This is a genomic window from Streptomyces sp. NPDC088553 (genome assembly GCF_044752965.1).
Classification (GTDB): Bacteria; Actinomycetota; Actinomycetes; order Streptomycetales; family Streptomycetaceae; genus Streptomyces.
Window position 1 is genome coordinate 250,680 of the sequence record NZ_JBIVMG010000004.1, and the last position, 26,874, is coordinate 277,553.

Genomic DNA, 26,874 nt, shown 5'->3' on the forward strand with positions numbered 1-26,874 from the left:
GGGCCTCTGACGGACCTCTGGCGGACGCCTGCCGGACGGCACCTGGTCACCCGTTCGGCACGGGGCGTCAGCTGACCCTACGTAACCCGCTCTGACCTGCGTAAACGCAGAAAATCCAGGCGACACACCGTATCGGACGGCCCAATCCTGATGCCCCATCAGGAGGCGCGGCGCGCGCGGCGGCTCTTATCTCGGTCACAGAAGGCCGTTCCGGGAAGTCCCTCCCGGGAGGACCGCCCCGCTCGACCGCTCGCGCGCCCCGGAGGCCCCCCTATGCGCACCATTGTCCGCCTGTTCACCGGTACCGCGCTGACGGTCGCCGCGATCGGAGCCCTCGCCGTCCCCTCGGCATTCGCCGGCGACTCCGAGTGGCTCGAGATCTTCCCCTCCGATGCCGAACCCGGCGCCACCGTCACGGTGAACACGCTCGCCTGCGGCAAGCACGGCCGCGGCGTCGGGGACGCGAACTCGCTCGGCGCGGGCGAGTTCCAGCTGAGCCCGAGCACCCACAAGGAGGTCGTGGTCGGCCAGTTCCACGTACCGGAGCACGCCAAGGCCGGCACGTACGGCATCAGCGTGGCCTGCGACAACGGCAAGACGGCCCGGGGCGACCTGACCGTCAAGCACCGGCGTCCCAGCGGCCACGTCCAGACCGGTGTCGGGGGCAGCGTCGGCCCCGACACCGCCCAGGTCACGGCAGGCGCGGCGGTGCTGGCCGCAGCTGCCGTGGGCGGGGTCTGGCTCCTGCGTCGCCGGGCGAGCGGCGCGCAGGGCCACTGAGACCATCCGCCTGTCCTGCCCCCGCCGGAGCGCCCGATCACGGCCCGGCGGGGGCAGGGCCACACCCGAGGGAGCCCAGGTGGGCAACAGGAGCAAGGGCTGGGGCATAGCCGTGGCCGCCTGCGTCGGCCTCTGGCTCGTCCAGAACGGCTCTGAGCAGGTCACCCCGCCCGTACCGTCGGCCGCCCAGGCCTTCGCCGCCGGGCCCAGCGTGCACACCGACGCCGCGGCCGACCCGCTGCCGCCCTCCGCGCCGGTCCGGCTGCGCATCCCCGAGACCGATGTGGACACCCCGATGATGCGGCTCGGCCTGGCCCCGAACGGTTCGCTCGACGTACCGCCGGCCGAGAACCGGAACATGGCCGGCTGGTACGAGGACGGCACCGCGCCCGGCGCCAAGGGCACGGCGATCGTCGCGGGCCATGTCGACAACGCCGAAGGCCCCGCCGTCTTCTACACCCTCGGCGCCCTGAAGAAGGGCGATCGGATCGAGGTGGACCGGCAGGACGGGCGGACCGCGGTGTTCACGGTCGACGCGGTCGAGGTCTACGGGAACAAGGAGTTCCCGGACCGGAAGGTGTACGACGAGGCGAACCGCGCGGAGATCCGGGTGATCACCTGCGGCGGCGGCTTCTCGAAGAAGAACGGCTACCAGGGGAACGTGGTCGCCTTCGGCCACCTCATCGGGGTGCGGTAGCGGGGGCGGTGACCGACCGCGCCCGGGGACGTCCGGTGAACGTCAGGCCCACTGGTCGAAGGCGAGCTTCGCGACCAGCGAGAGCACCACCACGAGCAGCACCCCGCGCACGAACTCGGCGCCCTTGCTGAGCGCCATCCGCGCCCCGACCGTCCCGCCGATCAGGTTGAAGACCGCCATGACGGCGGCGAGCTGCCAGTACACGCTGCCCTGGTACGCGAACATCGCGAGCGCGCCCGCGTTGGTGCAGACGTTGACGATCTTCGCGGTCGCCGAGGCGGTCACCAGGTCGAGATGGAGGACGGCGGTCAGCGCGAGGACCAGGAAGGTGCCGGTGCCGGGGCCGAACAGACCGTCGTAGAAGCCGATCCCGCCGCCGACCACGACGATCGCGGTGACGATCCGGGCCCGGGTCAGCGGCGCCCGCTCCTCCCCCTCGGCCTTCGCGCCGAACGACGGCCGCAGCATCACGAAGGCCGCCACCGCGAGCAGGACGACCATGATCACCGGGCGCAGGACGTCGCTGCTGATGCCCGCCGCGAAGAAGGCGCCGGCCATGGAGCCAGTGAGGGCGGCGAGCCCGATGCGGACCGCCGTCCAGACCCGCACGGGTGCCTTGCGGACGTAGGTGATCGCGGCCCCGGTGGTGCCGACGATCGCGACGGCCTTGTTGGTGCCGAGGATGTGCGCGGCCTGGACGTTCGGCAGCCCGAGCAGCAGCGCGGGCAGCAGGAGCAGCCCGCCGCCGCCGACCACCGCGTCGATCCAGCCCGCCACGAGCGCGGCGAGGCACAGCAGGACAAGGGTGGTCAGTGAGATCTCGGGCATGCCCGTGAGCGTAGGGAGCCGATCGTTGCCCCGTCCATCAGTCTCTGGAGAGTTGAGCTACGTCTGAGCTTGCGGCGCCCGGGCCGCGGTCGGGGGCCGGCGGCGCGGCCGGGGAGACGGAGGCCGTGAGGAGGGTCGCGGCGAGCGCGCCGGCGCCCAGGAGGGCGGCGGCGAGCCGGCGCCGGGCCTGCTCGACCGGCAGGGCGCGGGGAGCGCGGGGAGCACCGTGTCTAGGCATGGTCGAAGTCCTCGCTGTGGATGCGGGAGGCCGGCACCCCGGCCCGGATCAGGTTGGCGGTGGCGGCGCGGGCCATGGCGGGCGGCCCGCAGAGGTAGACGTCGTGGGCGGCGAGGTCCGGCACCAGATGGCGCAGGGCGCGCGGCGCGAGGGGGTCGAAGGAGTCGTCGGAGCGGCCGAGGAGGAAGTGGAGGGCGGCCCGGCGTTCGCGGGCGATGGCCTCCAGTTCCTCGCGCAGGACGAGCCCGGCAGCGTCCGAGGCCCGGTAGAGGAGGGTCACGTCGCCGGGCCCGCCGGGCAGCGTCTCGAACAGGGCGCGCAGCGGGGTGATGCCGACGCCTCCGGCGAGCAGCAGTACCTTGCGGCGGGTGCGGCGGTGGGCGGTGAGCGCGCCGAAGGGGCCGGAGGCGAGGACCCGGACGCCGGGGCGGAGCCGGCGGACGCGGCGGGTGTGGTCGCCGAGCGCCTTCACGGTGATCCGCAGGGTGTCGTCACGGACGGGCGCGGAGAGGGAGAAGGGCAGGGCGGTCGCCCAGAGCCCGCGCCGCAGGAAACGCCAGCGGAAGAACTGGCCGGGTTCGGCGTGGAGTCGGGCCACTCCTTTGCCCCGGACGAGCACCGAGACGACACCCGGGCCCTCGTCGCGGACCTCGACGACCCGCAGTTCGTGGCGGAGGGCGGCGCGGACCGGGACGACGAGCCGGTACCAGAGGAGGAGGACGGCGACGGTGCCGTGGGCCATCGACCAGAGCCAGCGGACGAGGAGGCTGTCGGCGATGTCGGGTCCGGCGAGCTGGTGGACGAAGCCGAGGGCGGCGGCGAGCAGCCCGCCGAGGTGGACGGCCCGCCAGATCTCGTGCCGGACCCGGCGCCGTACGGCCCGGGCGGAGGTGACACCGACGGCGACGAAGAGGGCGGTACCGGCGGTGGCGGCGGCGATCGCCCCGTACGCCAGGAGGCCCCCGGTCGCGGTGACGAGGTCGGTACGGGTGTGCACGGCGTAACCGCAGAGCGCGAGGAGCGCGTGCGCGCCGATCAGACCGAGGACGTACCGGCCGCCGAGGGCGTGCCAGCGGGCGAGCCGGTCGGCGCCCACGCCGTGCTCGACGGCCGGGACGCGGGCCATGAGCAGCAGCAGGACGAGGACGCCGTACCCGGCGAGCAGACCGGTGAGGTGCGCGCCGGACGCGAAGAAGGCGTCGAGGCGGGCGGACGGCCGGGCCTGGACGCCCCAGAGCAGGGCGACGGCCCCGGCGCCGCCGAGGATCGCGGTCCGCAGGCGCGCGGGGGCGAGCCGCAGGGCGGGAAGGGGCGGGGCGGGGGCCGGCGGCGCGGGGGCCGGTTCGGCGCGCAGGGGTTGGAGGGGTACGTAGAGAGGATGGCTGGCCTCGGTGGTCACATCCGGCACAGTAGGTCCGCCCGTATACGGGAACCCGCAGCTCAGCCCGCTCCCCCCGATCCTTAAGCCTGGCTTGAGCCGAGCCTGACCACGGGTTAACCCTGACGGCCGCCCCGCCCGGCCTCACAGCGGACGGGGCCGGGGACGGAGATCAGCGTTCCGTACGGGAAACAGTCGGGATGCCGACGGGTAACACCGGCCCCGCACGCTTCCCGGTATGAGTACACGGATCGTGGTGGTCGGCGGCGGAACGGCGGGCGCCCGGCTCGCCCGGCGCCTGCCCGTCACCCTCCTCGGCGAGGAGCCGCACGCCCCGTACAACAGGGTGCTGCTCGCCGAGGTCCTCGCCGGGCGGTACGCCCCCGAGGTGATCGCCCTGCCCGGGACCCGCGAGCCGGTACGGCTCGGGGTGCGGGCGGTGCGGATCGACCGGGCGGCGCGGACGGTGGAGTGCGCGGACGGTTCGCTCGTCGGCTACGACCGCCTGGTCCTGGCCACCGGCTCCAACCCGGTGCTCCCTCCGCTGCGCGGACTGCGCGGCCCGGACGGGGCGGAACTGCCGGAGGGCGTCCACGCCTTCCGTACCCTCGACGACTGCCTGGCGCTGCGCGACCGGGTACGCCCCGGGGCGCGGGCGGTGGTCATCGGCGGCGGCCTCCTCGGGGTCTCGGCGGCACGGGCGCTGGCCGCGCTGGGCGCGGAGGTGGTGCTCGCCCAGCAGGGCGAGCGCCTGATGGAACGCCAACTGGACGCGTCCGCGTCGGACTTGCTGCACGAGCACGTCGAGTCCCTCGGGGTCGAGGTGCACACCGAGTGCCGGGTGAGCGGTCTGCGGCAGCGGGACGGCGAGGTGACGGCGGTCGAACTGGCCGACGGCTTCGTCCTCGACGCGCAGGTCGTGGTCCTGGCGTGCGGGGTCCGCCCCCGGGTGGCCCTGGCACGGGAGGCGGGGCTCGCGGTGGCGACGGGGATCGTGGTCGACGACGAACTCCGGACGTCGGACCCGCACATCCACGCGATCGGCGACTGCGCGGAACACGGGGGCCGGGTCTACGGCCTGGCGGCGCCGGCCCTGGACCAGGCGGACGCCCTGACGACCGTCCTCCTGTCGGAAACCCCCACCCTGGCTCCGTGTGGGCAATCGTCCCGCGGGGCGGTGGGGGTCCCCCCGAACGGAGTCTGGGGGTCCCCCACCGCCCCAGCGGAACGAATGCCCACAACGGGCGGGGGCGAGGGCGACGCCCCCGCCGGGGCGCCCACAACGGGCGGAGGCGCCGCCGAGCCCGCCGCGTACACCGGCACCCGTTCCCTCACCCGCCTCACCCTCCCCGGCCCCCACCCCCTCGACCTCGCCGCATTCGGCGAGACCACCCCCCGCCCCGGCGACGACGTCGTCCAGCTCACCGACGCCACCCGCCGCGCCTACCGCAAGGTCGTCGTCCGCGGAGACCGCCTGGTCGGTGGCGTCCTCCTCGGCGATCTGGCCGCCGTCGGCACGCTCGCCCGGGCCTGGGAGGGCGACGAGGCCCTGCCCGACGAGGCCCCCCTGCTGCACCTGCTCACCCACGACGGAGGCTCCTCATGACCACCCCCACCATCGTCCTGGTCGGCCACGGAATGGTCGGCCAGCGGTTCCTGGAGTCGCTCGCCGACCGCGGTGTGACCGAGCGGGCCAGGATCGTCGTCCTCTGCGAGGAGCCGCGCCCCGCCTACGACCGCGTCCAGCTGACCTCGTACTTCTCCGGCAAGACCCCGGACGACCTGTCGATGGTCGAGGCGGGCTTCATGGAGAGGCACGGCATCGAGCTGTACGTGGGCGACGCGGCGGAGTCGGTGGACCGGGAGGCCCGTACGGTCACCGCCCGCTCCGGCCGGGTCTTCGCGTACGACGCGCTCGTCCTCGCCACCGGCTCGTACCCCTTCGTGCCCCCCGTCCCCGGCAAGGACGCGCGCGGCTGTTTCGTCTACCGGACGATCGAGGACCTCCTGGCCATCGAGGAGTACGCGAAGACGGCGACGACCGGCGCGGTCGTCGGCGGCGGTCTGCTCGGTCTGGAGGCGGCCGGCGCGCTCAAGGGGCTCGGACTCGACACCCACGTCGTGGAGTTCGCGCCCCGGCTGATGCCGATGCAGGTCGACGACGGCGGCGGCGCCGCGCTGCTGCGCACGATCGAGCGGATGGGTCTGACCGTCCACACGGGAACGGGCACGCAGGAGGTCGTGACGGCGGACGGCTCGGTCACGGGCATGAAGCTGTCGGACGGCTCCGAACTGGCCACGGACATGGTCGTGTTCTCGGCGGGTGTCCGGCCCCGGGACCAGCTGGCCCGGGACTGCGGCCTGACCGTCGGGGAGCGCGGCGGCATCGCGGTCGACGAGCGGTGCCGTACCTCCGACCCGGCGGTCTTCGCGATCGGCGAGTGCGCGCTCGCCTCGGACGGCCGGGTGTACGGCCTGGTGGCGCCGGGCTACGAGATGGCGCAGACGGTGGCCGCGACCCTGGCGGAGGAGGCGGGCGAGGACGACGGCTTCACCGGCGCCGACATGTCGACGAAGCTGAAGCTGCTCGGCGTGGACGTCGCGTCCTTCGGCGACGCGCACGGCACGGCCGAGGGCTGCCTCGACGTCGTGTACTCCGACTCCCGCTCGGGCGTCTACAAGAAGCTGGTCGTGAGCGGCGACGGCGTCCTCCTCGGCGGTGTCCTGGTCGGCGACGCCGAGCAGTACGGCCTGCTCCGCCCGCTCACCGGCACCGTGCCGCCGGTCTCCCCCGAGCAGCTGGTCCTTCCGGCGGGCGCGGGCGCTCCGGTGGCGCTGGGGCCCTCGGCGCTGCCGGACGACGCGGTGATCTGCTCCTGCCACAACGTGACGAAGCACGCGATCGGCGCGTGCTCCTCGCTCGCCGAGGTGAAGAAGTGCACCAAGGCCGGTACCGGCTGCGGCAGTTGCGTGAAGATCATCGAGAAGCTGCTGCCGGCGCCGACGGACCACGGCCTGTGCGGCTGCTTCTCGTACACCCGGAGCGAGCTGTACGAGATCGCCCGTACCCTGCGGGTTACCTCCTTCGCCGCGCTGCTCGACTCGCACGGGCGGGCGGAGGCGCGCGGCGGGGAGGGCTGCGAGGTCTGCAAGCCGACCGTCGGCTCGATCCTCGCCTCGCTCAACAACGGCTACATCCTGGACGGCGAGCAGGCCTCCCTCCAGGACACTAACGACCACTTCCTCGCCAACATGCAGCGCAACGGCTCGTATTCGGTCGTGCCGCGCATCCCCGGCGGTGAGATCACCCCGGACAAGCTGATCGTGATCGGCGAGGTGGCCCGCGACTTCGGCCTCTACACGAAGATCACCGGCGGTCAGCGGATCGACCTCTTCGGCGCCCGGGTGGACCAGCTCCCGTCGATCTGGACCCGGCTGGTGGACGCGGGCTTCGAGTCGGGGCACGCGTACGGCAAGGCGCTGCGCACGATCAAGTCCTGCGTGGGGCAGACCTGGTGCCGGTACGGCGTCCAGGACTCGGTACGGATGGCGATCCAGCTGGAGCTGCGCTACCGGGGCCTGCGCGCCCCGCACAAGCTCAAGTCGGCGGTCTCCGGCTGCGCCCGCGAGTGCGCCGAGGCGCAGTCGAAGGACTTCGGGATCATCGCCACGGCCAACGGCTGGAACCTGTACGTCGGCGGGAACGGCGGCGCGACCCCGCGCCACGCGGACCTGCTCGCCCAGGACCTCTCCGACGCCGAACTGGTGCGCCTGATCGACCGGTTCCTGATGTTCTACATCCGGACGGCGGACCGCCTGGAGCGGACGTCGACCTGGCTGGAGCGCCTGGAGGGCGGGCTCGACCACCTCAAGGACGTGGTGGTGCACGACTCGCTCGGGCTCTGCGACGAGCTGGAGGCGCTGATGGCGGCGCACGTCGCCGACTACCAGGACGAGTGGGCGCAGACCCTGGACGACCCGGAGCGGCTGCGGCGCTTCGTCTCCTTCGTGAACGCCCCGGAGGCACCGGACCCCTCGGTCCGCTTCGTTCCGGAGCGCGACCAGATCAAGCCGGACCTCACGATCCTGACCCTCGGCAGGACGAACAGCACGCTGGAAGGGGCTTCCTCCCGATGACGACCCTCACGACGCTCACGACTCCCACCACGACGACGCTCGAGATCTCCCCCGACCCCGGCTCCTGGGTGACGGTCTGCGAGGAGGCCCGGCTGACCCCGGGCCGGGGCGTGGCCGCGCTGCTGCCGGACGGCCGGCAGGCCGCGGTCTTCCGGGACCGGTCGGGCCGGACGTACGCGATCGACAACCGCGACCCTTTCACGGGGGCGCAGGTGCTCTCCCGCGGGCTCGTCGGTTCGGCGGAGGGGCGGCCGTTCGTGGCCTCGCCACTCCTGAAGCAGCGCTTCGACCTGGAGACGGGCCGGTGCCTGGACGACGGGGACATCGCGGTGGCGGTGTATCCGGTGCGAGCGAAGTAACTTGACCGATCGTTCCAGATAGCCGTAGGGTCTTCTTGTGGCCAGGACCAAGGAATTCGATCCCGACGCCGCGCTCCAGGCCGCCCTCGACCTGTTCTGGGCGCGCGGCTACGAGGCGACGACGATGTCGGACCTCGTGGAGCACCTCGGCGTCGGCCGGGCCAGCATCTACGCGACCTTCGGGAACAAGCACGCGCTGTATCTGAAGGCGATGGACCGCTACCTGGAGACCCGCGACCCGCGGATCGTCGAGGAGCTGTCCGAGCCGGGCCCGGCCCTGCCGGCCGTCCGCACGCTGGTCCGCCGCTTCGCCGCCGAGGCGTCGGCCGACGACGAGCGGCTGAACGGCTGTTTCGTCACCAACTCGGCCGCGGAACTGGGGCCGCACGACACGGCGGTGGCCCGCCGGGTCGAGCTCAGCTGGGAGCAGATCGAGACGCTCCTGTACGGGGCGCTCACCCGGGCCCGCGCCGGGGGCGAGCTCCCGGCCGACCGGGACCCGCGCGCCCTGGCGCGCATGCTCCTGGTACTGCTCCAGGGGATCCGGGTGGTCGGCAAGGCGTCGAGCGACCCGGCCAGGGTCCGGGACGCGGCGGAACAGGCGTTGGGCCTGCTGGACTGAGACAGCGCGAGACCGAGAAGGGGCGCCCACGGGGGGGCGCCCCTTCTCAGGCCCTTATTTTGGAACGTACGGTCAAGTACAGGGGGATGGGAATGTCATCGACGACGGCGCGGGAACCCGCCGGAGGCACCGGTGGCGGGCGCCGCACAGCGGGGACCGGCACACCGGGGCCCCGCACACCCGAAGGCCGTACAGGCGGAGGAGCCCCCACCCCCGGAGAGCACACACCCGGAAGCCGCGCCCGCGAGCTCCGCACCCGCGGAGGCTTCGCCCTCCTCGCGGCCGTGCAGATGACCCTCATCTTCACGCTCGCCTCCCTCGCCGTGCCCCTCCCCCGCATCGGCACCGAATTCGCTCTCGAACGCGCCCAGTTGATCCTGCTGAGCGCCGCCTACGGTCTGACCTTCGCCGGGCTGCTCCTCTTCGGCGGCCGGCTCGTCGACCGCTTCGGCGGACGCCGGATCCTCACCGCGGGACTGCTGGTCTTCGGCGCCGCCTCCGCCCTCGCTCCGCTCACCTCCGGGTACGAGGCGCTGCTCGCCGCCCGGTTCGGGCAGGGCGTCGGCGCCGCGCTCGTCGCCCCGGCGGCGATGGCGGTGCTCCGGTCCCTGTTCCCCGGACCGGCCGCGTACGGCAGGGCGATGGCCACCTGGGGCGGCCTCTCCGTGCTGGGCGCGACCGCGGGGAACCTTCTCTCGGGGGTGATCGCGGCGGCCACGTCCTGGCGCGGCACGTTCGCGGTCCCGGTGGCGGTGACCGTCGTGACCCTGCTCCTGGCGCCGCGCGCCTTGCCGGGGACCGCGCCCCAAGGCGGCCACGGACCGAAGAGCCGGTCCCTCGACCTCCCCGGCGCCCTGCTCGCCACCACCGGGATCACCCTCGTCAGCCTCGGGCTCGTCCTCACCGACGCCCACCCGTGGGGCTCCGCCCCGGTCCTCGTTCCCCTCCTGGCCGGACTGGCCCTCCTGACCGCCTTCGGGGCGGTCGAGCGGCGCACCGCCGACCCGCTGCTGCCCCCGGACTTCCTGCGCGACGGGCGCCGGGCCCTGGGCCTGGCGGCCATCGGCCTCACGGCGACCGGCATGGCCACCGTCTTCATCCTGCTCTCCCTCTCCTTCCAGCAGCAGCGCGGCTGGGACGAACTGCGGGCCTCCGCCGCCTTCGTGCCCTTCGCGGTCGCCCTGCTGGGCTCGGGACGGCTGGCGTCCCCGCTGATCGGGCGGTACGGCCCCGGGCGCGTGACCGCGGCCGGGCTCGGCACGGCGGCGGCCGGACTCGGACTGCTCGCCGCGACCGGTTTCGACGCCTCGGTGCCGTACGCGTACGGGCTGCTCCCCGGCCTGCTCCTGCTGCCGGCCGGCGGCGCCCTGTCCTTCTCCGCCGCCGCCGTCCTGACCACCGAGGGCGTCCCGGCGCACCGGGCGGGCCTCGCGGGCGGCGTCCTGAACACGGCGATGGAACTCGGCCCGACCGTGGTCTTCGCCGCCCTGCTCACCCTCGGCGGGGACGCGGTGTCCCTGGCGGCCGCCGCCGCCCTCTTCACCGCGCTCGCCGTCCTCACGATCCGCGTCAAGTAGCAAGCACTCACACGGGAGTCGACTCATATGAACGCACGCTTCACCGACCGCGTCGTCCTCGTCACCGGGGCCGGTTCCGGTCTCGGCCGGGCCATCGCGCTCGCCTTCGCCGCCGAGGGCGCGAAGGTCGTCGTCGCCGGCCGTACCGCCGAGCCCCTGGAGGGGACGGTCGGCCTGATCGAGGCCGCCGGGGGCACCGCCGCCGCCGTCACGGCCGATGTGGCCGACGCCGGATCCGTACGGGAGCTGGTCCGGCGTACGGTCGAGGTCTACGGCGGTCTCGACGTGGCCGTGAACAACGCGGGGGTCTTCCGGGGCGGCCACAGCGCCGCCGACTTCCCCCTCGACGACTGGCGGACGCTGCTCGACATCAACGTCACCGGGGTGCTGCACGCCCTCCAGGCCGAGGTGGCGCACATGCGGGCGCACGGCGGCGGGGCGATCGTGAACATCGCGTCGAACCTGGGCCCGCACGTCCGGATCCCCGGAGTCTTCGGCTACCAGGTCTCGAAGGCCGCCGTGTCGGCGCTGACCAGGGCCGCGGCCCTGGACCACATCGCCGACGGGGTCCGGATCAACGCCGTCAGCCCCGGCGCCTCGGAGTCCACGATGTCGCTGCGGCCCGGCGAGACGGAGGCCGACCGGGAGGTCCGGATGAAGCAGGAGTCCCCGCTGGGCCGGATCTCCTCCGCCGCGGAGGTGGCGGCGGCCGTGCTCTACCTCGCGTCGGACGCGGCCGGCTCCGCCGTCGGCACGGACCTGGTGATCGACGGCGGCGTCTCCGCCTGACGCGCGCGGGGCTCAGCCCTGGGCGGCCGCCGGGTCCATCCAGAAGACCTCCCAGTGGTGGCCGTCCAGGTCCGTGAAGGAGCGGCCGTACATGAAGCCCATGTCCATCGGCTCCTTCGCGGGGCCGCCGCCGGCGGCGAGGGCGGCGTCGGCGAGCTCGTCGCACCTCTCACGGCTCTCGGCGCTCAGGGTGACCAGGACCTCGGTGGCCTTGGTGGCGTCGGAGATCTCCTTGCCGGGGGCCATGAAGGACTTGAACTTCTCCTCTTCGAGGAGCATCGCGAAGATCGTGTCGCTGAAGACCACACAGGCGGTCGTCTCGTCGCTGAACTGCGGGTTGTGGGAGAAGCCGAGCTTCTCGAAGAAGGCCCTGCTGGCGTCGACACTCTTGACGGGCAGGTTCACGAAGATCATCTGCGGGGCCATGATGCGCTCTCTTCCCTTGCGGTCGCTCCGGTCGCTCCAGTCGCTCCGGCGCCTTCAAGAGGTAGGACGGACGTCCCGCCCGTAACTCATCGCTCTCCCGAGGATTTTTTGCGCTCAGGCGGCGGAGCGCAGCTCAAGGACCGCCAGCGGTACGAACCCGCCGCCCGTGCCCTCCGTACCGGCCCCCGGCCCGGCGAGCCGCCGCAGCATCGCGAGGGCGATCCGCTCGCCCTGCGCCTTGGCCCGCTCGGCCAGCGGCCCGGTGTGGAGGCCGTCGACGGTGGCGTGCCAGAGCTGCACCCAGCGCCCGAAGTGGGCGGCGGTGAGGGGCCGGGCGGAGTGGAGCGCGGCGTGCGGGGCGAAGGCGTCCCGCCCGTAGTCGGCGGTACGGAAGAGGGCGCGCTCCCAGAAGTCGGCGATGCGCGGCAGATGGACCTCGAGGTCGGTCCCGGCGACCTCGGTGAAGAACGGCCCGATGAGCGGATCGGCGAAGGCGGCGCGATAGAAGCGCCGCAGCACGACGTCGAGGTCGTCTCGGCCGTTGATGTCCCGGGGGGCGCGCATGCCTCCAGTGTCCTCCCTGCGCGGGACCTCCCGTAGAGCCGAACGTCCCGTCCCCCGCCCGCCCCGCCCGACGGGACTCCGCCCCGTACCCGCCTCTTCCCCTTCACCGCTTGTTGATGCACAGTCAATTCCGTACTCCTAGTTTCCGGAAGCGCGCGACCCCGTCGCCGACCGGGCTGACGGGGCGGTTCACCACCCTTCTCAGGAGTGAGACGTGGAGCGACGCAGTTTTCTGCGCGGAGCGGTCATCGGCACCTCGGCGGCCGCCTTCGGCGGCACCCTGATGCACGGTGCGGCCTACGCGGCCCCCGCGCAGCCCGGCGCCGGCCCCTACGGCGCCCTCGGCGCGGCGGACGCCAACGGCATCCTGCTGCCCGCCGGTTTCACCAGCCGGGTCATCGCACGGTCGGGCCAGACCGTGCCCGGCACCTCGTACACCTGGCACAGCGCCCCCGACGGCGGTGCCTGCTTCGCCGACGGCACCGGCTGGATCTACGTGTCCAACTCGGAGATCAACCCGAGCGGCGGCGCGAGCGCGGTGAAGTTCAACTCCGCCGGCTCGATCACCGGCGCGTACCGCATCCTGTCCGACACCCGGCAGAACTGCGCGGGCGGCAAGACCCCGTGGAACACCTGGCTCTCCTGCGAGGAGGTCAGCCTCGGGTACGTCTACGAGACCGACCCGTACGGGGTGAACGCCGCCGTCCGCCGCGCCGCCATGGGCCGGTTCAAGCACGAGGCCGCCGCGGCCGACCCGGTCCGCAAGGTCGTCTACCTGACCGAGGACGAGACGAGCGGCTGCTTCTACCGCTTCATCCCCACCACCTGGGGCAACCTCTCCGCCGGCACCCTCCAGGTGCTGGTCGCGGGCTCCGCCACCTCCGGCTCCTTCACCTGGCAGAACGTGCCGGACCCGGACGGCTCCCCGACCGCGACCCGCAGCCAGGTCTCGGGCGCGAAGAAGTTCAACGGCGGCGAGGGCTGCCACTACGCCAACGACACCGTCTGGTTCACCACCAAGGGCGACAACCGCCTCTGGCAGCTCAACCTCGCCACGAGCACCTACGAGCTGGCGTACGACGACTCGCTCGTCCCGAGCGGCGCCGCCCCGCTCACCGGCGTCGACAACGTCACCGGCTCCTCCTCCGGCGACCTGTTCATCGCCGAGGACGGCGGCAACATGGAGATCTGCGTCATCACCCCGGACGACGTCGTCGCCCCGTTCCTGCGGATCAGCGGCCAGTCCTCCTCGGAGATCACCGGTCCCGCCTTCTCCCCCGACGGCAGGCGGCTGTACTTCTCCAGCCAGCGCGGCACGAGCGGCAGCTCCTCGGCCGGCATCACGTACGAGGTGACGGGCCCGTTCCGCGCCTGACGCCCGCCTCGGGCCCGTCACCGCGCCCGACCCGGTGCCCGTCACCGCGCGGTGACGGGCCCCTCCCGCCCGACCGTCCCTACGAGGTGACGCGGGACCCGTTCCGCGCGTAGCACCGCAGATCCACCGTCCGTTGGGCGCCGCCGAGCAGGGCGGCGCCCAACGGCGTCAGCGTGTGCAGGACCGCGTTCCCGTGCCGCAGGGTCGCGATGAGCCCCGCCTCGCGCAGCACGCCCGCGTGCTGGCTCGCCGAGGCCAGCGACACCCCGGCCCGGCGGGCGAGCTCGCTCGTCGTACCGCCGTCGCCGATGGCGTGCAGGACCGCCGAGCGGGTCTGGCCGACCAGCTTGGCGAGCGAGGAGCCGCCCGGCGCGCGCACCGTCGGCGCCTCGCCGTGGGTGACGGGGTAGACGAGGACCGGCGGCAGCGCGGGGTCGCGCAGCACCACGGGGGTCCCCCGGCAGAAGTACGAGGGCTGGAGCAGCAGCCCCCGCCCGTCGAGGTGGACGTCCCGGTCCACCGGGTAGTCGGCCTCCAGGACGGGCGCGCGCCAGCGCAGCATCGGCGGCAGCGAGGCGAGGAGTTCGTCGGCGCCGCCGTCCAGGAGCGCGCGGCCGCGCCGGGCCCGGTCGGCCTCGACGCGGGCCCTGATGTGCGGCCAGTACGGCTCCACGGCGGCCCGGTGGTAGCTCCGCAGGACCCCGATGAGCCGGTCGAAGGGCTCCGCGCCGCCGTCGGCGAGGGCGCGCAGCGAATGGGGCACGGTCCGTCCGCCGGAGCGGTGCGCGGCGAGCAGCGAGAGTTCCCCGCGCAGCCGGCCGGAGTCGGTCGCGCGGATCGCCTCCAGGCCCTCGTCGAGCCCGTGGACGCCCTCGGCGGGCGTCAGGAAGTCGGGAAAATAGCCGCGGCTGGGAACGAGCGCGGCGAGGAGCCGGGTCTCACCACCGAGCCGCATCCGGGTTTCGGAGCGCCATTCTCCGAAGACGACGGGGCCGCGCCGGTCCCTTAAACGGTGAAAACTGAGAATCGTTTCCCACAGAACATCGGGCCGGGCGGCGGTCCGCACCCCCGCCAGGTCGTTTCCGGTGAAATGAATCCGCAGCATGACGTCCCCACCTGTGCACTCGCAACCACCCCCGACGACGAGTATGCACAGCATCACTGCACGTTACCAGGGTGTTTCAGCCACAGTTGAAAAGCATCGCGGCAATGGGGGCGGAACCGAAAAGCTGTACGGGTCGGGCAGGAAACCTTCAGGACCGAGGTGACGTGGTGAAGACCGTGGGGGGCTTTGCCCGTCCGGCGGCGGTCGGCGAGGTTGCGGCTCACCTGCCCGGCATCGGTAAAGGGCGCGGCCTCCGGGTGGGGATCCGGGGGTCGCGCCCGCCCCATTCTTTGCGGTGGATCCTTTGCGGAGGAACGAGGAAGTTCAATGGCCAATAATTCAATCAGGCGCAATTGAACAACTACTCACATCCGCTCAACAAACAAACGACGGGACGGACACCTCCGCACAAAGGTGTCCGTCCCGTCGCCGTGATTCCGGGGCCGCCGCCCGCCGGTGAGGGTGATGAGGTGACCGGCGGCGCCCCCGGTCGTACCGGAGTGGTTCGGTGATTCCCGCTCCTGAACCGTGGTTCAGGAAGGCCGATTCCCGCTGCTGAACGGGGGTTCAGGAGGGCCCGACCGCCGCTCCTGACCCCCCGTTCAGCAGGACTCAGCGGCTGTCGCTGCCCTTCGACTCGGCCGCCGCGCGGCCGGCCTCCAGACGCGCCACCGGGATCCGGAAGGGCGAGCAGGACACGTAGTCCAGACCGACCTCGTGGAAGAAGTGCACCGACTCCGGGTCGCCGCCGTGCTCGCCGCAGACACCGAGCTTGATGTCGGGGCGGGTGGCGCGGCCGGCCTGGACGGCGCTGCGCACGAGCGCGCCGACACCGTCCTTGTCGATGGTCTCGAAGGGGCTGACGCCGAAGATGCCCTTCTCCAGGTACGCGGTGAAGAACGAGGCCTCCACGTCGTCGCGGGAGAAGCCCCAGACCGTCTGCGTCAGGTCGTTGGTGCCGAAGGAGAAGAACTCCGCGGCCTCGGCGATCTGACCGGCGGTCACGGCGGCGCGCGGCAGCTCGATCATGGTGCCGAGCGCGAGCTTCAGCTCGACGCCGGTGCGGGCCTGGACCTCGGCGATGACCTGCTCGGCCTCCTCGCGGACGATCTCCAGCTCCTGGACGGTGCCGACGAGCGGGATCATGATCTCGACGCGCGGGTCGCCCTTGGCATCGATGCGCTGGGCCGCGGCCTCGGCGATCGCACGGACCTGCATGGTGAACAGACCGGGGATGACCAGGCCGAGGCGGACACCGCGCAGACCCAGCATCGGGTTCTGCTCGTGCAGCCGGTGCACGGCCTGGAGGAGGCGCAGGTCGTTCTCGTGCGGCTCCTTGCGGGACTCGGCGAGGGCGACGCGCACCGACAGCTCGGTGATGTCGGGCAGGAACTCGTGCAGCGGCGGGTCGAGCAGCCGGACCGTGACGGGCAGCCCGTCCATGGCCTCGAAGAGCTCGACGAAGTCGGTCTTCTGCAGCGGCAGGAGGGCTTCCAGGGCGTCGTCGCGCTCGGTGTCGGTGTCGGCCAGGATCAGCCGCTCGACGAACTGGCGGCGCTCGCCGAGGAACATGTGCTCGGTGCGGCACAGGCCGATGCCCTGGGCGCCGAAGCGGCGGGCGCGGTTGGCGTCCTCGGCGTTGTCGGCGTTGGCGCGGACGCGCAGCCGGCGGACGCGGTCGGCGTAGGCCATGATCCGGTGGACGGCCTGGACCAGCTCGTCGGCGTCGTCGGCGCCGGCGTGCATGCGGCCCTCGAAGTACTCGACGACCGGCGACGGTACGACGGGTACCTCACCGAGGTAGACCTTGCCGGTGGAGCCGTCGATGGAGACGACGTCGCCCTCCTCGACGACCTGGCCGTCGGCCGTGGTCATCCGGCGGCGCTTGGTGTCGACCTCCAGCTCCTCGGCGCCGCAGACACAGGTCTTGCCCATGCCGCGGGCGACGACGGCGGCGTGCGAGGTCTTGCCGCCGCGGGAGGTGAGGATGCCCTCGGCGGCGATCATGCCGTCCAGGTCGTCCGGGTTGGTCTCGCGGCGGATCAGGATGACCTTCTCGCCCGAGCGGGACCACTTGACGGCGGTGTACGAGTCGAAGACGGCCTTGCCGACGGCCGCGCCCGGGGAGGCGGCGATGCCGCGCCCGATCTGGTCGACCTTCGCGCCCTCGTCGAACTTGGGGAACATCAGCTGGGCGAGCTGCGCGCCGGTGACGCGCTGGAGCGCCTCGGCCTCGTCGATCAGGCCCTGGTCCACGAGCTGCGTGGCGATGCGGAAGGCGGCACCGGCGGTGCGCTTGCCGACGCGGGTCTGGAGCATCCAGAGCTGGCCGCGCTCGATCGTGAACTCGATGTCGCAGAGATCCTTGTAGTGGGTCTCCAGCGTGTTCATGATGTGCATGAGCTGGTCGTACGACGTCTTGTCGATCGACTCGAGGTCGGCCAGCGGCACGGTGTTGCGGATACCGGCGACGACGTCCTCGCCCTGCGCGTTCTGCAGGTAGTCGCCGTAGACGCCGGCGTGGCCGGAGGCGGGGTCGCGGGTGAAGGCGACGCCGGTGCCGGAGTCCGGGCCGAGGTTGCCGAAGACCATCGAGCAGACGTTGACGGCGGTGCCGAGGTCGCCCGGGATGCGCTCCTGGCGGCGGTACAGCTTCGCGCGGTCGGTGTTCCAGGAGTTGAAGACGGCCTCGATCGCGAGGTCCATCTGCTCACGCGGGTCCTGGGGGAAGTCGCGGCCGGTCTCGGCCTTCACGATCTTCTTGAAGTGCTCGACGACCTTCTTCAGGTCGGCGGCGTCGAGGTCGGTGTCGCTGGCGACCTTCTTCGCGGCCTTCGCCTCGTCCAGCGCGTCCTCGAAGAGCTCGCCCTCGACGCCGAGGACGGTCTTGCCGAACATCTGGATGAGCCGGCGGTACGAGTCCCACGCGAAGCGCTCGTTGTCGGCCTGGCGGGCGAGACCGACGACGGACGCGTCGGAGAGGCCGATGTTGAGGACGGTGTCCATCATGCCCGGCATGGAGAACTTCGCCCCGGAGCGCACGGAGACCAGCAGCGGGTCGTCGGCCTGGCCGAGCTTCTTGCCCATCTGCTGCTCAAGGGCGTCGAGGTGGGCGCTCACCTCGTCGCGGAGCTCGACCGGCTCCGAGCCACTCTCGAGGTAGACCTTGCACGCCTCGGTGGTGATCGTGAACCCGGGAGGGACCGGCAGACCGAGGTTGGTCATCTCGGCCAGGTTCGCGCCCTTGCCACCGAGCAGGTCCTTCAGGTCCCTGTTGCCCTCGGTGAAGTCGTACACGAACTTCTGATCATTGTTTTCCGACACGGGTCCCGACTCCTCGATGACTCGGTTGGCTGCCCTGACGGCGAGGAACATACCCAGATCGAAGGCTTCTGGGGAGGTACGCCTAGCGGTCACGTGGCCTTAACCACCCGTCCGCCAGCACTTCGAAAGTAACCGAGAAGTAGCTTCCGCTTTCAGGCCCCGAAGACTCCATGACCCAAACCAGAGAGAAGCCGCTCAGACGAGCGCGCATTCGAGCACTTGCGTTCAAGACTTGAACGCAAAAAGGGTGGCACCCCGTGCCACCCTTCAGGCGATGCAGCCGTTTGTAACCTGCTCATCTGAGCACCACCCCCCTCAAGGGTGGCGAGGATCACTCCCCCGGAAAGGCCGAATCGAGGCCGAATCTCAGCCGCCGGACGTGTCCAGCTCGGCGTCCTCGCTCACGCCGGAGCAGTCGTACGGGTCCTTCAACCAGCCGTCCGGCAGGACAACTCGGTTGTTTCCGGACGTACGACCCCGAGGACCGTCGGCGCCCACCGGCCACGGCTGATCAAGGTCCAGCTCGCTCAACTGAGCGCTCAGTTCGTCGAGGGACGAGGTGATCGCCAGCTTCTTGCGCATCTCGGAGCCCACCGAGAAGCCCTTCAGATACCAGGCCACGTGCTTGCGGAAGTCGATGACACCGCGTGCCTCGTCGCCGAGCCACTCCCCGAGCAGCCGCGCGTGCCGCACCATCGCGTCCGCGACCACCCGCAGCCCCGGCGCCGCGTAGGCGCCCGTGCCCTCGAAGCCGGCCACCAGGTCCGCGAAGAGCCACGGCCGCCCCAGGCAGCCACGGCCGACGACCACGCCGTCGCAGCCCGTCTCCCGCACCATCCGCAGGGCGTCGTCGGCGGACCAGATGTCGCCGTTGCCGAGGACCGGGATCTCCGGCACGTGCTCCTTGAGGCGCGCGATCGCGTCCCAGTCCGCCGTACCGCCGTAGTGCTGCGCCGCCGTCCGCCCGTGCAGGGCGATCGCCGTGACGCCCTCCTCCACCGCGATCCGGCCCGCGTCCAGATACGTGATGTGGTCGTCGTCGATGCCCTTGCGCATCTTCATCGTGACCGGCAGGTCGCCCGCGTTGGTCACGGCCTCGTTGAGGATCGCGCGCAGCAGCGGCCGCTTGTAGGGCAGGGCCGAGCCGCCGCCCTTCCGGGTCACCTTGGGGACGGGGCAGCCGAAGTTCAGGTCGATGTGGTCGGCGAGGTCCTCGTCGACGATCATCCGGACGGCCTTGCCGACCGTCACCGGGTCCACGCCGTACAGCTGGATCGAGCGCGGCTGCTCGGTCGCGTCGAAGCGGATGAGCTGCATCGTCTTCTCGTTGCGCTCGACCAGGGCGCGCGTCGTGATCATCTCGCTCACGAACAGACCCTTGCCGCCGCTGTACTCGCGGCAGAGGGTGCGGAAGGGGGCGTTGGTGATGCCGGCCATCGGGGCGAGCACCACCGGCGGCTGCACGATGTGCGGCCCGATGGCGAGGGGGGAGAACGCGGTCATTGGCCCATTGTCGCGCACTGCGCCGGTCATTAGTTAGCCGTACTATCCGAACATGCCAGAGCTCACACGCGCGCAGCTCCCCCGGCGCCGGCAGCTCGTCGTCCTGGCGATCTGCTGCATGAGTCTGCTGATCGTCAGTCTGGACAACACCGCGCTCAACGTCGCCCTGCCCTCCCTGCGGCACGACCTCGACGCCTCCGTCTCCGGCCTGCAGTGGGTCATCGACGCGTACACCCTGGTCCTGGCCTCGCTGCTGATGCTGGCGGGCTCCACCGCCGACCGGATCGGCCGCCGCAAGGTCTTCGTGACCGGCCTGGTCGTCTTCGCGCTCGGCTCGCTGCTCTGCTCCCTCGCCCCCAACCTGGAGGCGCTGATCGCCTTCCGGGCGGTGCAGGCGGTGGGCGGCTCGATGCTCAATCCGGTCGCCATGTCGATCATCACCAACACCTTCACCGAACCCGCCGCACGCGCGCGTGCCATCGGCGTCTGGGGCGCCGTCGTCGGCATCTCCCTGGCCCTGGGTCCGCTGGTGGGCGGCGTGCTCGTCGAGTCGGTCGGCTGGCGGGCGATCTTCTGGGTCAACCTGCCGGTCGCCCTCGTCGCCCTGCTCCTCACCCTGCGGTACGTCCCCGAGTCCCGCGCGCCCCGGCCCCGGCGTCCCGACCCGGTCGGACAGCTCCTGGTGGCGACGCTCCTGGGCTCCCTGACGTACGCGATCATCGAGACCGACCCGCTCTTCGCCGGCGTCGCGGCCGTGGCGCTCGGCGGGGTCCTCGTGTACGAGCCGAGGCGCCGCGAGCCCCTGATCGACCTGCGGTTCTTCCGCAGCGCGCCGTTCAGCGGCGCCACCGTCGTCGCCATCTGCGCCTTCTCGGGCTTCGCCGGCTTCCTGTTCCTGAACACCCTGTACCTCCAGGAGGTGCGCGGGCTCTCCCCGCTGGACGCCGGTCTGTACGTGCTGCCGATGGCGGGCATGACCTTCGTCTTCGCCCCGCTGTCGGGCCGACTCACGGGCGCGCGTGGACCCCGCCTCCCGCTGCTGCTCGCGGGCACGGCGATGGCGGCGGGGGCGCTGCTCTTCGCGGCCTTCGAGGCGGAGACCCACGACCCGCTGCTCTTCACCGGGTACGTGGCCTTCGGCATCGGCTTCGGCCTGGTGAACGCGCCGATCACCAACACGGCCGTCTCCGGGATGCCCCGCGCGCAGGCCGGGGTGGCGGCGGCGGTGGCCTCGACGAGCCGCCAGGTGGGGCAGACGCTCGGGGTGGCGGTCGTCGGGACGGTGCTCGCGACGGGGGTGGGCACGGGGACGTCCCCGGAGGACTTCGTGACGGCGGCGCGGCCGGGCTACTGGGTGGTGACGGCCTGCGGCCTCGCCGTCCTCGCGGTCGGCGCGCTGACCAGCGGAAAGTGGGCGCGTCGCACGGCGGAGCGGACGGCGCGGTGCCTGGAGACGGACGAGGAGCCGCGGGCGGCGGACGGGACGGACCTGCCGCTCAGGCGGCGGTGAGGGCCTGCGCCTTCCGGACCGGCCGCGCGTCGCCGGCGGCGTGGGACTCACGGCCCGCCTGGGGTGCCCGCGCCTCCCCGGTCGCCTGCGCCTCCTCCCGTACGGCCAGTTCCAGGAGCCGTTCGAGCCGCGCCCGGGACTCGTCGTCGAGGGGTACGTACGTGCCGAGGCGCGGTCCGGCGGCCGGCCCGAGCCAGAGGTTGGTGTGTTCCAGGTGGAGGACGCCCACCTGGGCGTTCCGGATGACCTTGGCGCGGCCGGCGAGGTCGGCGACGTCGCGGCGCTCCCAGAGCTCGCGGAACTCCGGGGAGGCGTCCTGGAGCCGCTGGACCAGCGCCTTCCAGGCGGGTTCGGCCAGGTGCTCGGCCATGGAGGCACGGAGCTTGCCGACCATCGCGCGCAGGACCTCCGGGAGGTCGCCGAAGGCGGCACGGAAGTCGTCGTTGGTGAACGCGAGCCAGAGGGTGTTGCGGTCCTCGCGGGGCAGCGCGTCCAGGTCGCAGTAGAGCCGCCCGAAGGTGCGGTTGTAGGCGAGGAAGTCGTACCGGCTGTTCTGCACGCAGGCAGGCACGGGCTCCAGCTGGTGGAGCAGCTCGCGCAGCGCCGGGGTGACGGCCGGGCAGGCCGTCTCGGGGTGCGGGTCGCTCCGGGCGGCGAGGGCGAAGAGGTGGCTGCGCTCGGTCGGGTCGAGCAGCAGGGCTCCGGCGAGGGCGTCCAGGACCTGCGGGGAGACCTGGATGTCGCGGGCCTGCTCCAGCCAGGTGTACCAGGTGACGCCGACGGCGGAGAGGTGGGCGACCTCCTCGCGGCGCAGGCCGGGGGTGCGGCGGCGGCGCCCCCGGGGCAGGCCGACCTGCTCGGGGGTGATGCGCTCGCGCCGGCTGCGCAGGAAGGCGGCGAGCTCGTGTCGCCGCGTGCCGGGTTCGGCCGTCGTCATGGTCGTCACGCTCCCAGGGTGCCGGGTCCGTGAGACCCGTGCCAGGTACTCCTTCTACCAGGATAAAGACACTCTGGTACCAGGCTGAGCGGCGGCGGATCGTCGATGCCGTGACTACGACCTCCGCCTCTCCCCGCTCCGCGGCCTCTCCCCCGGGCGGCACCCCGCCCGGGGCCGCTCCCGTCGTCCGCGACCGACCGGCGCTCGGTTCGCTCGGTCTGTTCACCGTCCTGCTCGGCGCGGCCCTGCCCCTGATCGACTTCTTCATCGTCAACGTCGCCCTGCCGTCGATCGACCACGACCTGGCGGCGGGCCCGGCGCTCCTGGAACTGGTCGTCGCCGGGTACGGCCTCTCGTACGCCGTCCTGCTCGTCCTCGGCGGACGGCTCGGGGACCTCTTCGGGCGCCGCCGGCTCTTCCTCGCGGGCATGGCGGCCTTCGGGCTGACCTCGCTCGCCTGCGGTCTCGCCCCGGACGCCTGGACGCTGGTCGGGGCGCGGGTGGCGCAGGGCGCGGCGGCGGCGCTGATGCTGCCGCAGGTCCTCGCGACCATCCACTCCTCGACGGAGGGCGCGCGGCGGGCCGGGGCGCTGAGCCTGTACGGGGCGACCGCGGGACTCTCCATGGTGGCCGGGCAGATCCTGGGCGGGGTCCTGGTGGCCGCCGACCTCGCGGGCTCGGGCTGGCGTGCGGTCTTCCTGGTGAACGTGCCGGTGGCGGTGGTCGGGCTCGTCCTGGCCTTCCGCGCGGTCCCGGAGACCCGCTCGGACCGCCCGGCGCCGGTGGACGTGCCGGGCACGCTGCTGCTCGCCCTCGCGCTGACCACCCTGCTCGCGCCGCTGACGGAGGGCCGCGCGGCGGGCTGGCCGGTGTGGACATGGGTGTCGCTGGCGGTGTTCCCGTTCGCGGCGGTGGCGTTCTGGCGGGTGGAGCGGCGGATGGACCGCCGGGGCGGCACGCCGCTGGTCCCGCCGAGCCTGCTCGGCCTGGTGTCGCTGCGGCGCGGGCTCGTGCTGCTGCTGCCGCTCTGCATGGGCTTCGGCGGCTTCATGTTCGTGATCGCGGTCGCCCTCCAGCAGGGCCTGGGCCTGGGCGCGATCGCCTCCGGCCTGGCCCTGGTCCCGATGGCGGTGGCCTTCTTCGGTGCCTCGCTCGCGGGTCCCCGGCTGGTGCGGCGCTGGGGCACGCGCGTGGTGACGGCCGGCGGCCTGATCCAGGGCGTCGGCATCGGCCTGCTCGCGGTGACGGTCCGGCGCGCCTGGCCGGACCTGTCGGTGGGGATCCTGCTCCCGGGCATGGCGATCGCGGGCCTTGGCCAGGGCCTCCAGCTCCCGGTGCTCTTCCGGGTGATCCTCTCGGAGGTCCCGGGGGAACGCGCGGGCGTGGGCAGCGGTGTGATGGTGACGACCCAGCAGTCGGCCCTCGCCCTGGGCGTCGCGACCCTGGGCTCGCTCTACCTGGGCCTCGCGACCTCGGCCCCGGACGCGGGTACGGCCCTGACGACGACGCTGCTGGTCCAACTGGTCATGGTCGCCTTGACGGTGGCGCTGTCCGTACGCCTGCCGAGGAAGGTGGGCTAGCCGGGACGGCGAGAGGGCCCGGGGCGTGGAGGCGCCTCGGGCCCTTCGTCCTGCGGTGGTGGCTACTCCTGGCCGGTGGCCGAGTCGGCCGTGGTGCCGGCCGTGTCGGCGCCGGCGGCGTCGGTCGCGGTCTGGGCGGCGTCGGCTCCCTGGGTGCGCTCGCGCATCTTCTTCAGGAGGTCCTGCTTGCGGTCGTCGGCGGAGCGCTGGGCCGCCGTGCGGCTCTGGCCGTTGCCGTGCTGGTCGGCGCGGGACAGCTTCTTGCGCTGTCCTCCGACGCCGAGGAGGTTGTTGCGGCTCTTCGCCACGGTGTTCTCCCGTCAGTGAGGTGGGCGGTGGTCTGACTCGGGCTGCCGGAGACGGCGCTCACTCGTAGATCTGGAAGAACGAGGACATGCCGGTGACGCTACCCGGGCCCCCGGGCGAGAGCACCCGGTTTTCCTCGCACCACTCGAAGGAATGACAGATATTGAAATCTGTCATCGGTCATGTCATGGTTGTTGTGTTCCACCGATCGACCGACCGAGGACGATCGACCGCTTCCCCGAACCCGAGGAGACAGCCATGACCACCACCAGGCACCCCGTCCCCACCCGCCGGCTCGGCACCACCGGGCCCGAGGTCTCCGCTCTCGGCCTCGGCTGCATGGGCATGTCCGCGCTGTACGGCGAGAGCGACCGCGCCGAGTCGATCGCGACGATCCACGCCGCCCTGGACGCGGGGGTGACCCTGCTCGACACCGGCGACTTCTACGGGATGGGGCACAACGAGCTGTTGATCGAGGAGGGGCTGCGCACGGCCTCCGCGGCCGCCCGCGAGCAGGCGCTGACCAGCGTGAAGTTCGGCGCCCTGCGCACGGTCGAGGGCGGCTTCACCGGGTACGACGGCCGGCCGGCCGCCGTGAAGAACTTCGCGGCCTACTCGCTCCAGCGCCTCGGCACCGACCACATCGACATCTACCGGATCGCCCGCGTCGACCCGGACGTGCCGATCGAGGAGACGGTCGGCGCCATCGCCGAGCTGGTCGAGGCGGGGCACGTGCGCCACATCGGACTCTCCGAGGTCGGCGCGGACACCCTGCGCCGCGCCGCGGCCGTGGCCCCGATCGCGGACCTCCAGATCGAGTACTCGCTGATCTCCCGGTCGATCGAGGAGAAGATCCTGCCGACCGCCCGGGAGCTGGGCATAGGCATCACGGCGTACGGGGTGCTGTCGCGCGGCCTGATCAGCGGCCACTTCACCCGCGACCGGGAACTCGCGGCGAACGACTTCCGGGGCATGAGCCCGCGCTTCCAGGGCGACAACCTCCAGCGGAACCTGGACCTCGTGGAGCGGTTGCGGGTGCTCGCCGAGGCCAAGGGCGTGACCGTCGCGCAGACCGCGATCGCCTGGGTCCTCGCGCAGGCCGAGCGGCAGGGCGCGGACATCGTCCCGCTGGTCGGCGCCCGGCGCCGGGACCGGCTCACGGAGGCGCTCGGCGCCCTGGACGTCACGCTCGACGCCGCCGATCTGGCGGCGATCGAGGAGGCCGTCCCGGCGGGCGCGGCGGCCGGCGACCGGTACCCGGCGGCGCAGATGGCGCACCTGGACAGCGAGCACTGACCGGCGCCCCGGGACCCCGACGACTGACGGGTACTGTCATTCCATGGCCGCCACCGAGACTCTGACCGCCGAGCGCATCCTCGAAGCCACCGAGGAGGTGCTGCGCCGCTACGGACCGGCGAAGGCGACCGTCGTGGACGTGGCCCGGGTCCTCGGCGTCAGCCACGGCAGCGTCTACCGCCACTTCCGTACGAAGGCGGCGCTGCGCGAGGCGGTGACCCAGCGGTGGCTCTCCCGGACCGAGACCGCCCTCGCCGAGCTGACGGCGGCGCCGGACCTGGCGGCGCGGGCCAAGCTCCACGCGTGGTTCGCCCGCCTCTTCGAGGCCAAGCGGCACAAGGCGGGTGACGATCCCGAGCTGTTCGCCACGTACAGCGTGCTGATCGACGAGAACAGCGGAGTGGTCGACCAGCACATCGACGTCCTGATCGACCAGGTCCGGTCGATCGTCGAAGAGGGGGCCCGGGACGCGGAGTTCACCGCCGCCGACCCGGACTCGACGGCCCGCGCCCTGTTCTACGCCACCGCCCGCTTCCACGACCCGGGTTACGCTCCGGAGTGGCAGCGCCCCACGATCGAGACCGAGTTCGAGTCCGTGGTGAGTCTGCTGCTGCGCGGCCTCCGCGCCTGAGCCCTCACGGCGGGGCGCGGACCCGACCGCCCCGCACCGCTCAGCCTCGCCCCACCCCGCCCGCTCACCCAACCCTGCCAAGATCATGAAGATCATTTGGCCTGGACTTTCCCGTTCCCTGTCCGGAACCTGGCTAGCGTTCCCCCGCACCACGAACTCGAACGCTTCCAGGGGGAACCATGTCCGCACCAGCTGGGCCGCCGGCCCGTTCCGGGGCCGCTTCGGCGATCGGCTGGGTCCTGACCATCGGGCTCAATGTCGTCGCGCCGATCCTCACGTACAACATCCTGACCGAGGACCACGGTTGGTCCGAGTTCGCCGCGCTGCTCGCAGGCAGTGCCTGGCCGGTCCTGGACAGCGCGATCATGGTCGCCTGGCGCCGCAAGATCGACGAGTTCGCCGTCGTCACCCTGGTGTTCCTGGTGATCACGGCCCTGGTCTCGCTGATCGGCGCACACACCGCCCGCGCGCTGCTGGTCAAGGACTCGGGGGTGACGGGCCTGTTCGGGCTGCTCTGCCTGGCCACCCTGCTCGCGCCGCGCCCGCTGATGTTCTACTTCGGGCGCAAGTTCGCCACCGACGGCACCCCGGCGAGCACCGCCTGGTGGAACGGCATGTGGCAGTACGAGGGCTTCCGCTCCACCATGCGCACGATGACGCTGGTGTGGGGCGTGGCCTATGTGACCGAGGCGCTGGTCCGGGTCGGGCTCGCGTTCACCCTGGACACCTCGACCATGGTCACGCTCAGCCCGCTCATGATCTACGGCGTGCTCGGCGTCCTCGGGGTGTGGACGGCCTGGTTCGGCAAGCGCCGCGCCGCCGAGGGAGCGAGACGCCAGGCGGAGGCCGACGCGACGGCCGCCCAGGCGGCCTGACCCGGCCACGGGAAAGCCCCCGGTTCCGCAGCGGAAC

23 protein-coding genes and 1 pseudogene are annotated in these 26,874 nt (G+C 72.4%); 14 read left to right on the forward strand and 10 right to left on the reverse strand.

Annotation, left to right across the window (positions count from 1 at the left end):
• Positions 1–273 precede the first annotated feature (273 nt).
• Both ACIP8Z_RS14240 and ACIP8Z_RS14245 read left to right on the forward strand, forming a co-directional pair.
• Positions 274–780: a hypothetical protein gene (locus ACIP8Z_RS14240; RefSeq protein WP_383591633.1), complete on the forward strand. Its 507-nt coding sequence runs from the start codon at positions 274–276 to the stop codon at positions 778–780.
• A 79-nt stretch (positions 781–859) separates the two neighbouring features.
• Entirely contained in the window at positions 860–1,477 is a 618-nt protein-coding gene (locus ACIP8Z_RS14245) for a class F sortase (RefSeq protein ID WP_402082880.1), read from the forward strand.
• Between the two features lie 42 nt (positions 1,478–1,519).
• Here ACIP8Z_RS14245 and ACIP8Z_RS14250 read toward each other — a convergent pair whose 3' ends face one another.
• Genes ACIP8Z_RS14250 through ACIP8Z_RS14260 form a run of 3 tightly spaced genes read right to left on the reverse strand, consistent with a single transcriptional unit; the run spans position 1,520 to position 3,951 of the window.
• A complete protein-coding gene (locus ACIP8Z_RS14250; RefSeq protein WP_402082882.1) occupies positions 1,520–2,305 on the reverse strand; it encodes a sulfite exporter TauE/SafE family protein in 786 nt (261 codons plus the stop codon).
• A gap of 37 nt (positions 2,306–2,342) precedes the next feature.
• Entirely contained in the window at positions 2,343–2,543 is a 201-nt protein-coding gene (locus ACIP8Z_RS14255) for a hypothetical protein (RefSeq protein ID WP_402082885.1), read from the reverse strand.
• A complete protein-coding gene (locus ACIP8Z_RS14260; RefSeq protein WP_402082888.1) occupies positions 2,536–3,951 on the reverse strand; it encodes a ferric reductase-like transmembrane domain-containing protein in 1,416 nt (471 codons plus the stop codon). Before ACIP8Z_RS14260 ends, ACIP8Z_RS14255 begins: the two co-directional genes overlap by 8 nt.
• Positions 3,952–4,159: 208 nt before the next feature.
• On the opposite strand from ACIP8Z_RS14260, the gene ACIP8Z_RS14265 reads away from it, so the two are divergent.
• The 6 genes and pseudogenes from ACIP8Z_RS14265 (at position 4,160) to ACIP8Z_RS14290 (ending at position 11,405) form a co-directional block, all read left to right on the forward strand.
• Positions 4,160–5,527, forward strand: coding sequence for an NAD(P)/FAD-dependent oxidoreductase (locus ACIP8Z_RS14265; protein ID WP_402082890.1), 1,368 nt, complete (start codon positions 4,160–4,162; stop codon positions 5,525–5,527).
• Positions 5,524–8,058 carry a nitrite reductase large subunit NirB gene (gene nirB / locus ACIP8Z_RS14270; RefSeq protein WP_402082892.1) on the forward strand — a complete coding sequence of 845 codons (2,535 nt, stop codon included), beginning with the start codon at positions 5,524–5,526 and terminating at the stop codon, positions 8,056–8,058. Before ACIP8Z_RS14265 ends, nirB begins: the two co-directional genes overlap by 4 nt.
• Positions 8,055–8,417, forward strand: a complete 363-nt coding sequence (nirD, locus tag ACIP8Z_RS14275; RefSeq protein WP_402082895.1) for a nitrite reductase small subunit NirD — start codon at positions 8,055–8,057, stop codon at positions 8,415–8,417. Before nirB ends, nirD begins: the two co-directional genes overlap by 4 nt.
• A gap of 37 nt (positions 8,418–8,454) precedes the next feature.
• Positions 8,455–9,039, forward strand: a complete 585-nt coding sequence (locus tag ACIP8Z_RS14280) for a TetR/AcrR family transcriptional regulator (protein WP_402082898.1) — start codon at positions 8,455–8,457, stop codon at positions 9,037–9,039.
• A gap of 257 nt (positions 9,040–9,296) precedes the next feature.
• Positions 9,297–10,616 (forward strand): annotated as a pseudogene (locus ACIP8Z_RS14285) (MFS transporter); the annotation flags it as partial.
• A 27-nt stretch (positions 10,617–10,643) separates the two neighbouring features.
• Complete coding sequence (locus ACIP8Z_RS14290) at positions 10,644–11,405, forward strand: SDR family oxidoreductase (RefSeq protein WP_319309241.1); 762 nt, start codon at positions 10,644–10,646, stop codon at positions 11,403–11,405.
• Positions 11,406–11,417: 12 nt separating this feature from the next.
• Here ACIP8Z_RS14290 and ACIP8Z_RS14295 read toward each other — a convergent pair whose 3' ends face one another.
• On the reverse strand, positions 11,418–11,831 hold the full coding sequence (locus ACIP8Z_RS14295; protein WP_402082902.1) for a VOC family protein: 414 nt from the start codon (positions 11,829–11,831) through the stop codon (positions 11,418–11,420).
• 114 nt (positions 11,832–11,945) lie between these two features.
• A complete protein-coding gene (locus ACIP8Z_RS14300; RefSeq protein WP_402082904.1) occupies positions 11,946–12,395 on the reverse strand; it encodes a group III truncated hemoglobin in 450 nt (149 codons plus the stop codon).
• Between the two features lie 214 nt (positions 12,396–12,609).
• Here ACIP8Z_RS14300 and ACIP8Z_RS14305 point away from each other — a divergent pair, with 214 nt between their 5' ends.
• Entirely contained in the window at positions 12,610–13,770 is a 1,161-nt protein-coding gene (locus tag ACIP8Z_RS14305) for an alkaline phosphatase PhoX (RefSeq protein WP_402082907.1), read from the forward strand.
• A 79-nt stretch (positions 13,771–13,849) separates the two neighbouring features.
• On the opposite strand, the gene ACIP8Z_RS14310 is transcribed toward ACIP8Z_RS14305, so the two are convergent.
• From ACIP8Z_RS14310 to dusB, 3 genes are all read right to left on the reverse strand, one after another.
• Positions 13,850–14,875, reverse strand: a complete 1,026-nt coding sequence (locus ACIP8Z_RS14310; protein ID WP_402082909.1) for a helix-turn-helix domain-containing protein — start codon at positions 14,873–14,875, stop codon at positions 13,850–13,852.
• A 612-nt stretch (positions 14,876–15,487) separates the two neighbouring features.
• Positions 15,488–18,199 carry a pyruvate, phosphate dikinase gene (ppdK, locus tag ACIP8Z_RS14315; RefSeq protein WP_402082912.1) on the reverse strand — a complete coding sequence of 904 codons (2,712 nt, stop codon included), beginning with the start codon at positions 18,197–18,199 and terminating at the stop codon, positions 15,488–15,490.
• A 366-nt stretch (positions 18,200–18,565) separates the two neighbouring features.
• Complete coding sequence (dusB, locus tag ACIP8Z_RS14320) at positions 18,566–19,702, reverse strand: tRNA dihydrouridine synthase DusB (protein ID WP_402082915.1); 1,137 nt, start codon at positions 19,700–19,702, stop codon at positions 18,566–18,568.
• A gap of 52 nt (positions 19,703–19,754) precedes the next feature.
• Between dusB and ACIP8Z_RS14325 the strand changes: the two genes are divergently transcribed.
• Positions 19,755–21,212, forward strand: a complete 1,458-nt coding sequence (locus ACIP8Z_RS14325; RefSeq protein ID WP_402082917.1) for an MFS transporter — start codon at positions 19,755–19,757, stop codon at positions 21,210–21,212.
• On the opposite strand, the gene ACIP8Z_RS14330 is transcribed toward ACIP8Z_RS14325, so the two are convergent.
• On the reverse strand, positions 21,199–22,149 hold the full coding sequence (locus ACIP8Z_RS14330; protein ID WP_402083828.1) for a helix-turn-helix domain-containing protein: 951 nt from the start codon (positions 22,147–22,149) through the stop codon (positions 21,199–21,201). The genes ACIP8Z_RS14325 and ACIP8Z_RS14330 overlap by 14 nt on opposite strands.
• A 110-nt stretch (positions 22,150–22,259) precedes the next feature.
• Here ACIP8Z_RS14330 and ACIP8Z_RS14335 point away from each other — a divergent pair, with 110 nt between their 5' ends.
• Positions 22,260–23,729 (forward strand): MFS transporter, encoded by a 1,470-nt coding sequence (locus ACIP8Z_RS14335; protein ID WP_402082919.1) that lies wholly within the window; start codon positions 22,260–22,262, stop codon positions 23,727–23,729.
• A gap of 62 nt (positions 23,730–23,791) precedes the next feature.
• Here ACIP8Z_RS14335 and ACIP8Z_RS14340 read toward each other — a convergent pair whose 3' ends face one another.
• Complete coding sequence (locus tag ACIP8Z_RS14340) at positions 23,792–24,037, reverse strand: DUF6243 family protein (protein ID WP_402082921.1); 246 nt, start codon at positions 24,035–24,037, stop codon at positions 23,792–23,794.
• A gap of 256 nt (positions 24,038–24,293) precedes the next feature.
• Between ACIP8Z_RS14340 and ACIP8Z_RS14345 the strand changes: the two genes are divergently transcribed.
• From ACIP8Z_RS14345 to ACIP8Z_RS14355, 3 genes are all read left to right on the forward strand, one after another.
• Positions 24,294–25,331: an aldo/keto reductase gene (locus ACIP8Z_RS14345; RefSeq protein ID WP_402082923.1), complete on the forward strand. Its 1,038-nt coding sequence runs from the start codon at positions 24,294–24,296 to the stop codon at positions 25,329–25,331.
• Between the two features lie 43 nt (positions 25,332–25,374).
• Positions 25,375–25,962: a TetR family transcriptional regulator gene (locus ACIP8Z_RS14350; protein ID WP_402082925.1), complete on the forward strand. Its 588-nt coding sequence runs from the start codon at positions 25,375–25,377 to the stop codon at positions 25,960–25,962.
• 179 nt (positions 25,963–26,141) lie between these two features.
• Positions 26,142–26,837 carry a VC0807 family protein gene (locus tag ACIP8Z_RS14355; protein WP_402082927.1) on the forward strand — a complete coding sequence of 232 codons (696 nt, stop codon included), beginning with the start codon at positions 26,142–26,144 and terminating at the stop codon, positions 26,835–26,837.
• Positions 26,838–26,874 lie beyond the last annotated feature (37 nt).

Bases quoted from the DNA above. Each gene is read 5' to 3' on its own strand.
- nirB (WP_402082892.1), top strand. From the start codon at position 5,524: ATGACCACCCCCACCATCGTCCTGGTCGGCCACGGAATGGTCGGCCAG.
- ACIP8Z_RS14240 (WP_383591633.1), top strand. From the start codon at position 274: ATGCGCACCATTGTCCGCCTGTTCACCGGTACCGCGCTGACGGTCGCC.
- ACIP8Z_RS14265 (WP_402082890.1), top strand. From the start codon at position 4,160: ATGAGTACACGGATCGTGGTGGTCGGCGGCGGAACGGCGGGCGCCCGG.
- ACIP8Z_RS14295 (WP_402082902.1), bottom strand. From the start codon at position 11,831: ATGGCCCCGCAGATGATCTTCGTGAACCTGCCCGTCAAGAGTGTCGAC.
- ACIP8Z_RS14355 (WP_402082927.1), top strand. From the start codon at position 26,142: ATGTCCGCACCAGCTGGGCCGCCGGCCCGTTCCGGGGCCGCTTCGGCG.
- ACIP8Z_RS14290 (WP_319309241.1), top strand. From the start codon at position 10,644: ATGAACGCACGCTTCACCGACCGCGTCGTCCTCGTCACCGGGGCCGGT.
- ACIP8Z_RS14325 (WP_402082917.1), top strand. From the start codon at position 19,755: ATGCCAGAGCTCACACGCGCGCAGCTCCCCCGGCGCCGGCAGCTCGTC.
- ACIP8Z_RS14330 (WP_402083828.1), bottom strand. From the start codon at position 22,149: ATGACGACGGCCGAACCCGGCACGCGGCGACACGAGCTCGCCGCCTTC.
- dusB (WP_402082915.1), bottom strand. From the start codon at position 19,702: ATGACCGCGTTCTCCCCCCTCGCCATCGGGCCGCACATCGTGCAGCCG.
- ACIP8Z_RS14345 (WP_402082923.1), top strand. From the start codon at position 24,294: ATGACCACCACCAGGCACCCCGTCCCCACCCGCCGGCTCGGCACCACC.
- nirD (WP_402082895.1), top strand. From the start codon at position 8,055: ATGACGACCCTCACGACGCTCACGACTCCCACCACGACGACGCTCGAG.
- ACIP8Z_RS14250 (WP_402082882.1), bottom strand. From the start codon at position 2,305: ATGCCCGAGATCTCACTGACCACCCTTGTCCTGCTGTGCCTCGCCGCG.
- ACIP8Z_RS14350 (WP_402082925.1), top strand. From the start codon at position 25,375: ATGGCCGCCACCGAGACTCTGACCGCCGAGCGCATCCTCGAAGCCACC.
- ACIP8Z_RS14300 (WP_402082904.1), bottom strand. From the start codon at position 12,395: ATGCGCGCCCCCCGGGACATCAACGGCCGAGACGACCTCGACGTCGTG.
- ACIP8Z_RS14255 (WP_402082885.1), bottom strand. From the start codon at position 2,543: ATGCCTAGACACGGTGCTCCCCGCGCTCCCCGCGCCCTGCCGGTCGAG.
- ACIP8Z_RS14310 (WP_402082909.1), bottom strand. From the start codon at position 14,875: ATGCTGCGGATTCATTTCACCGGAAACGACCTGGCGGGGGTGCGGACC.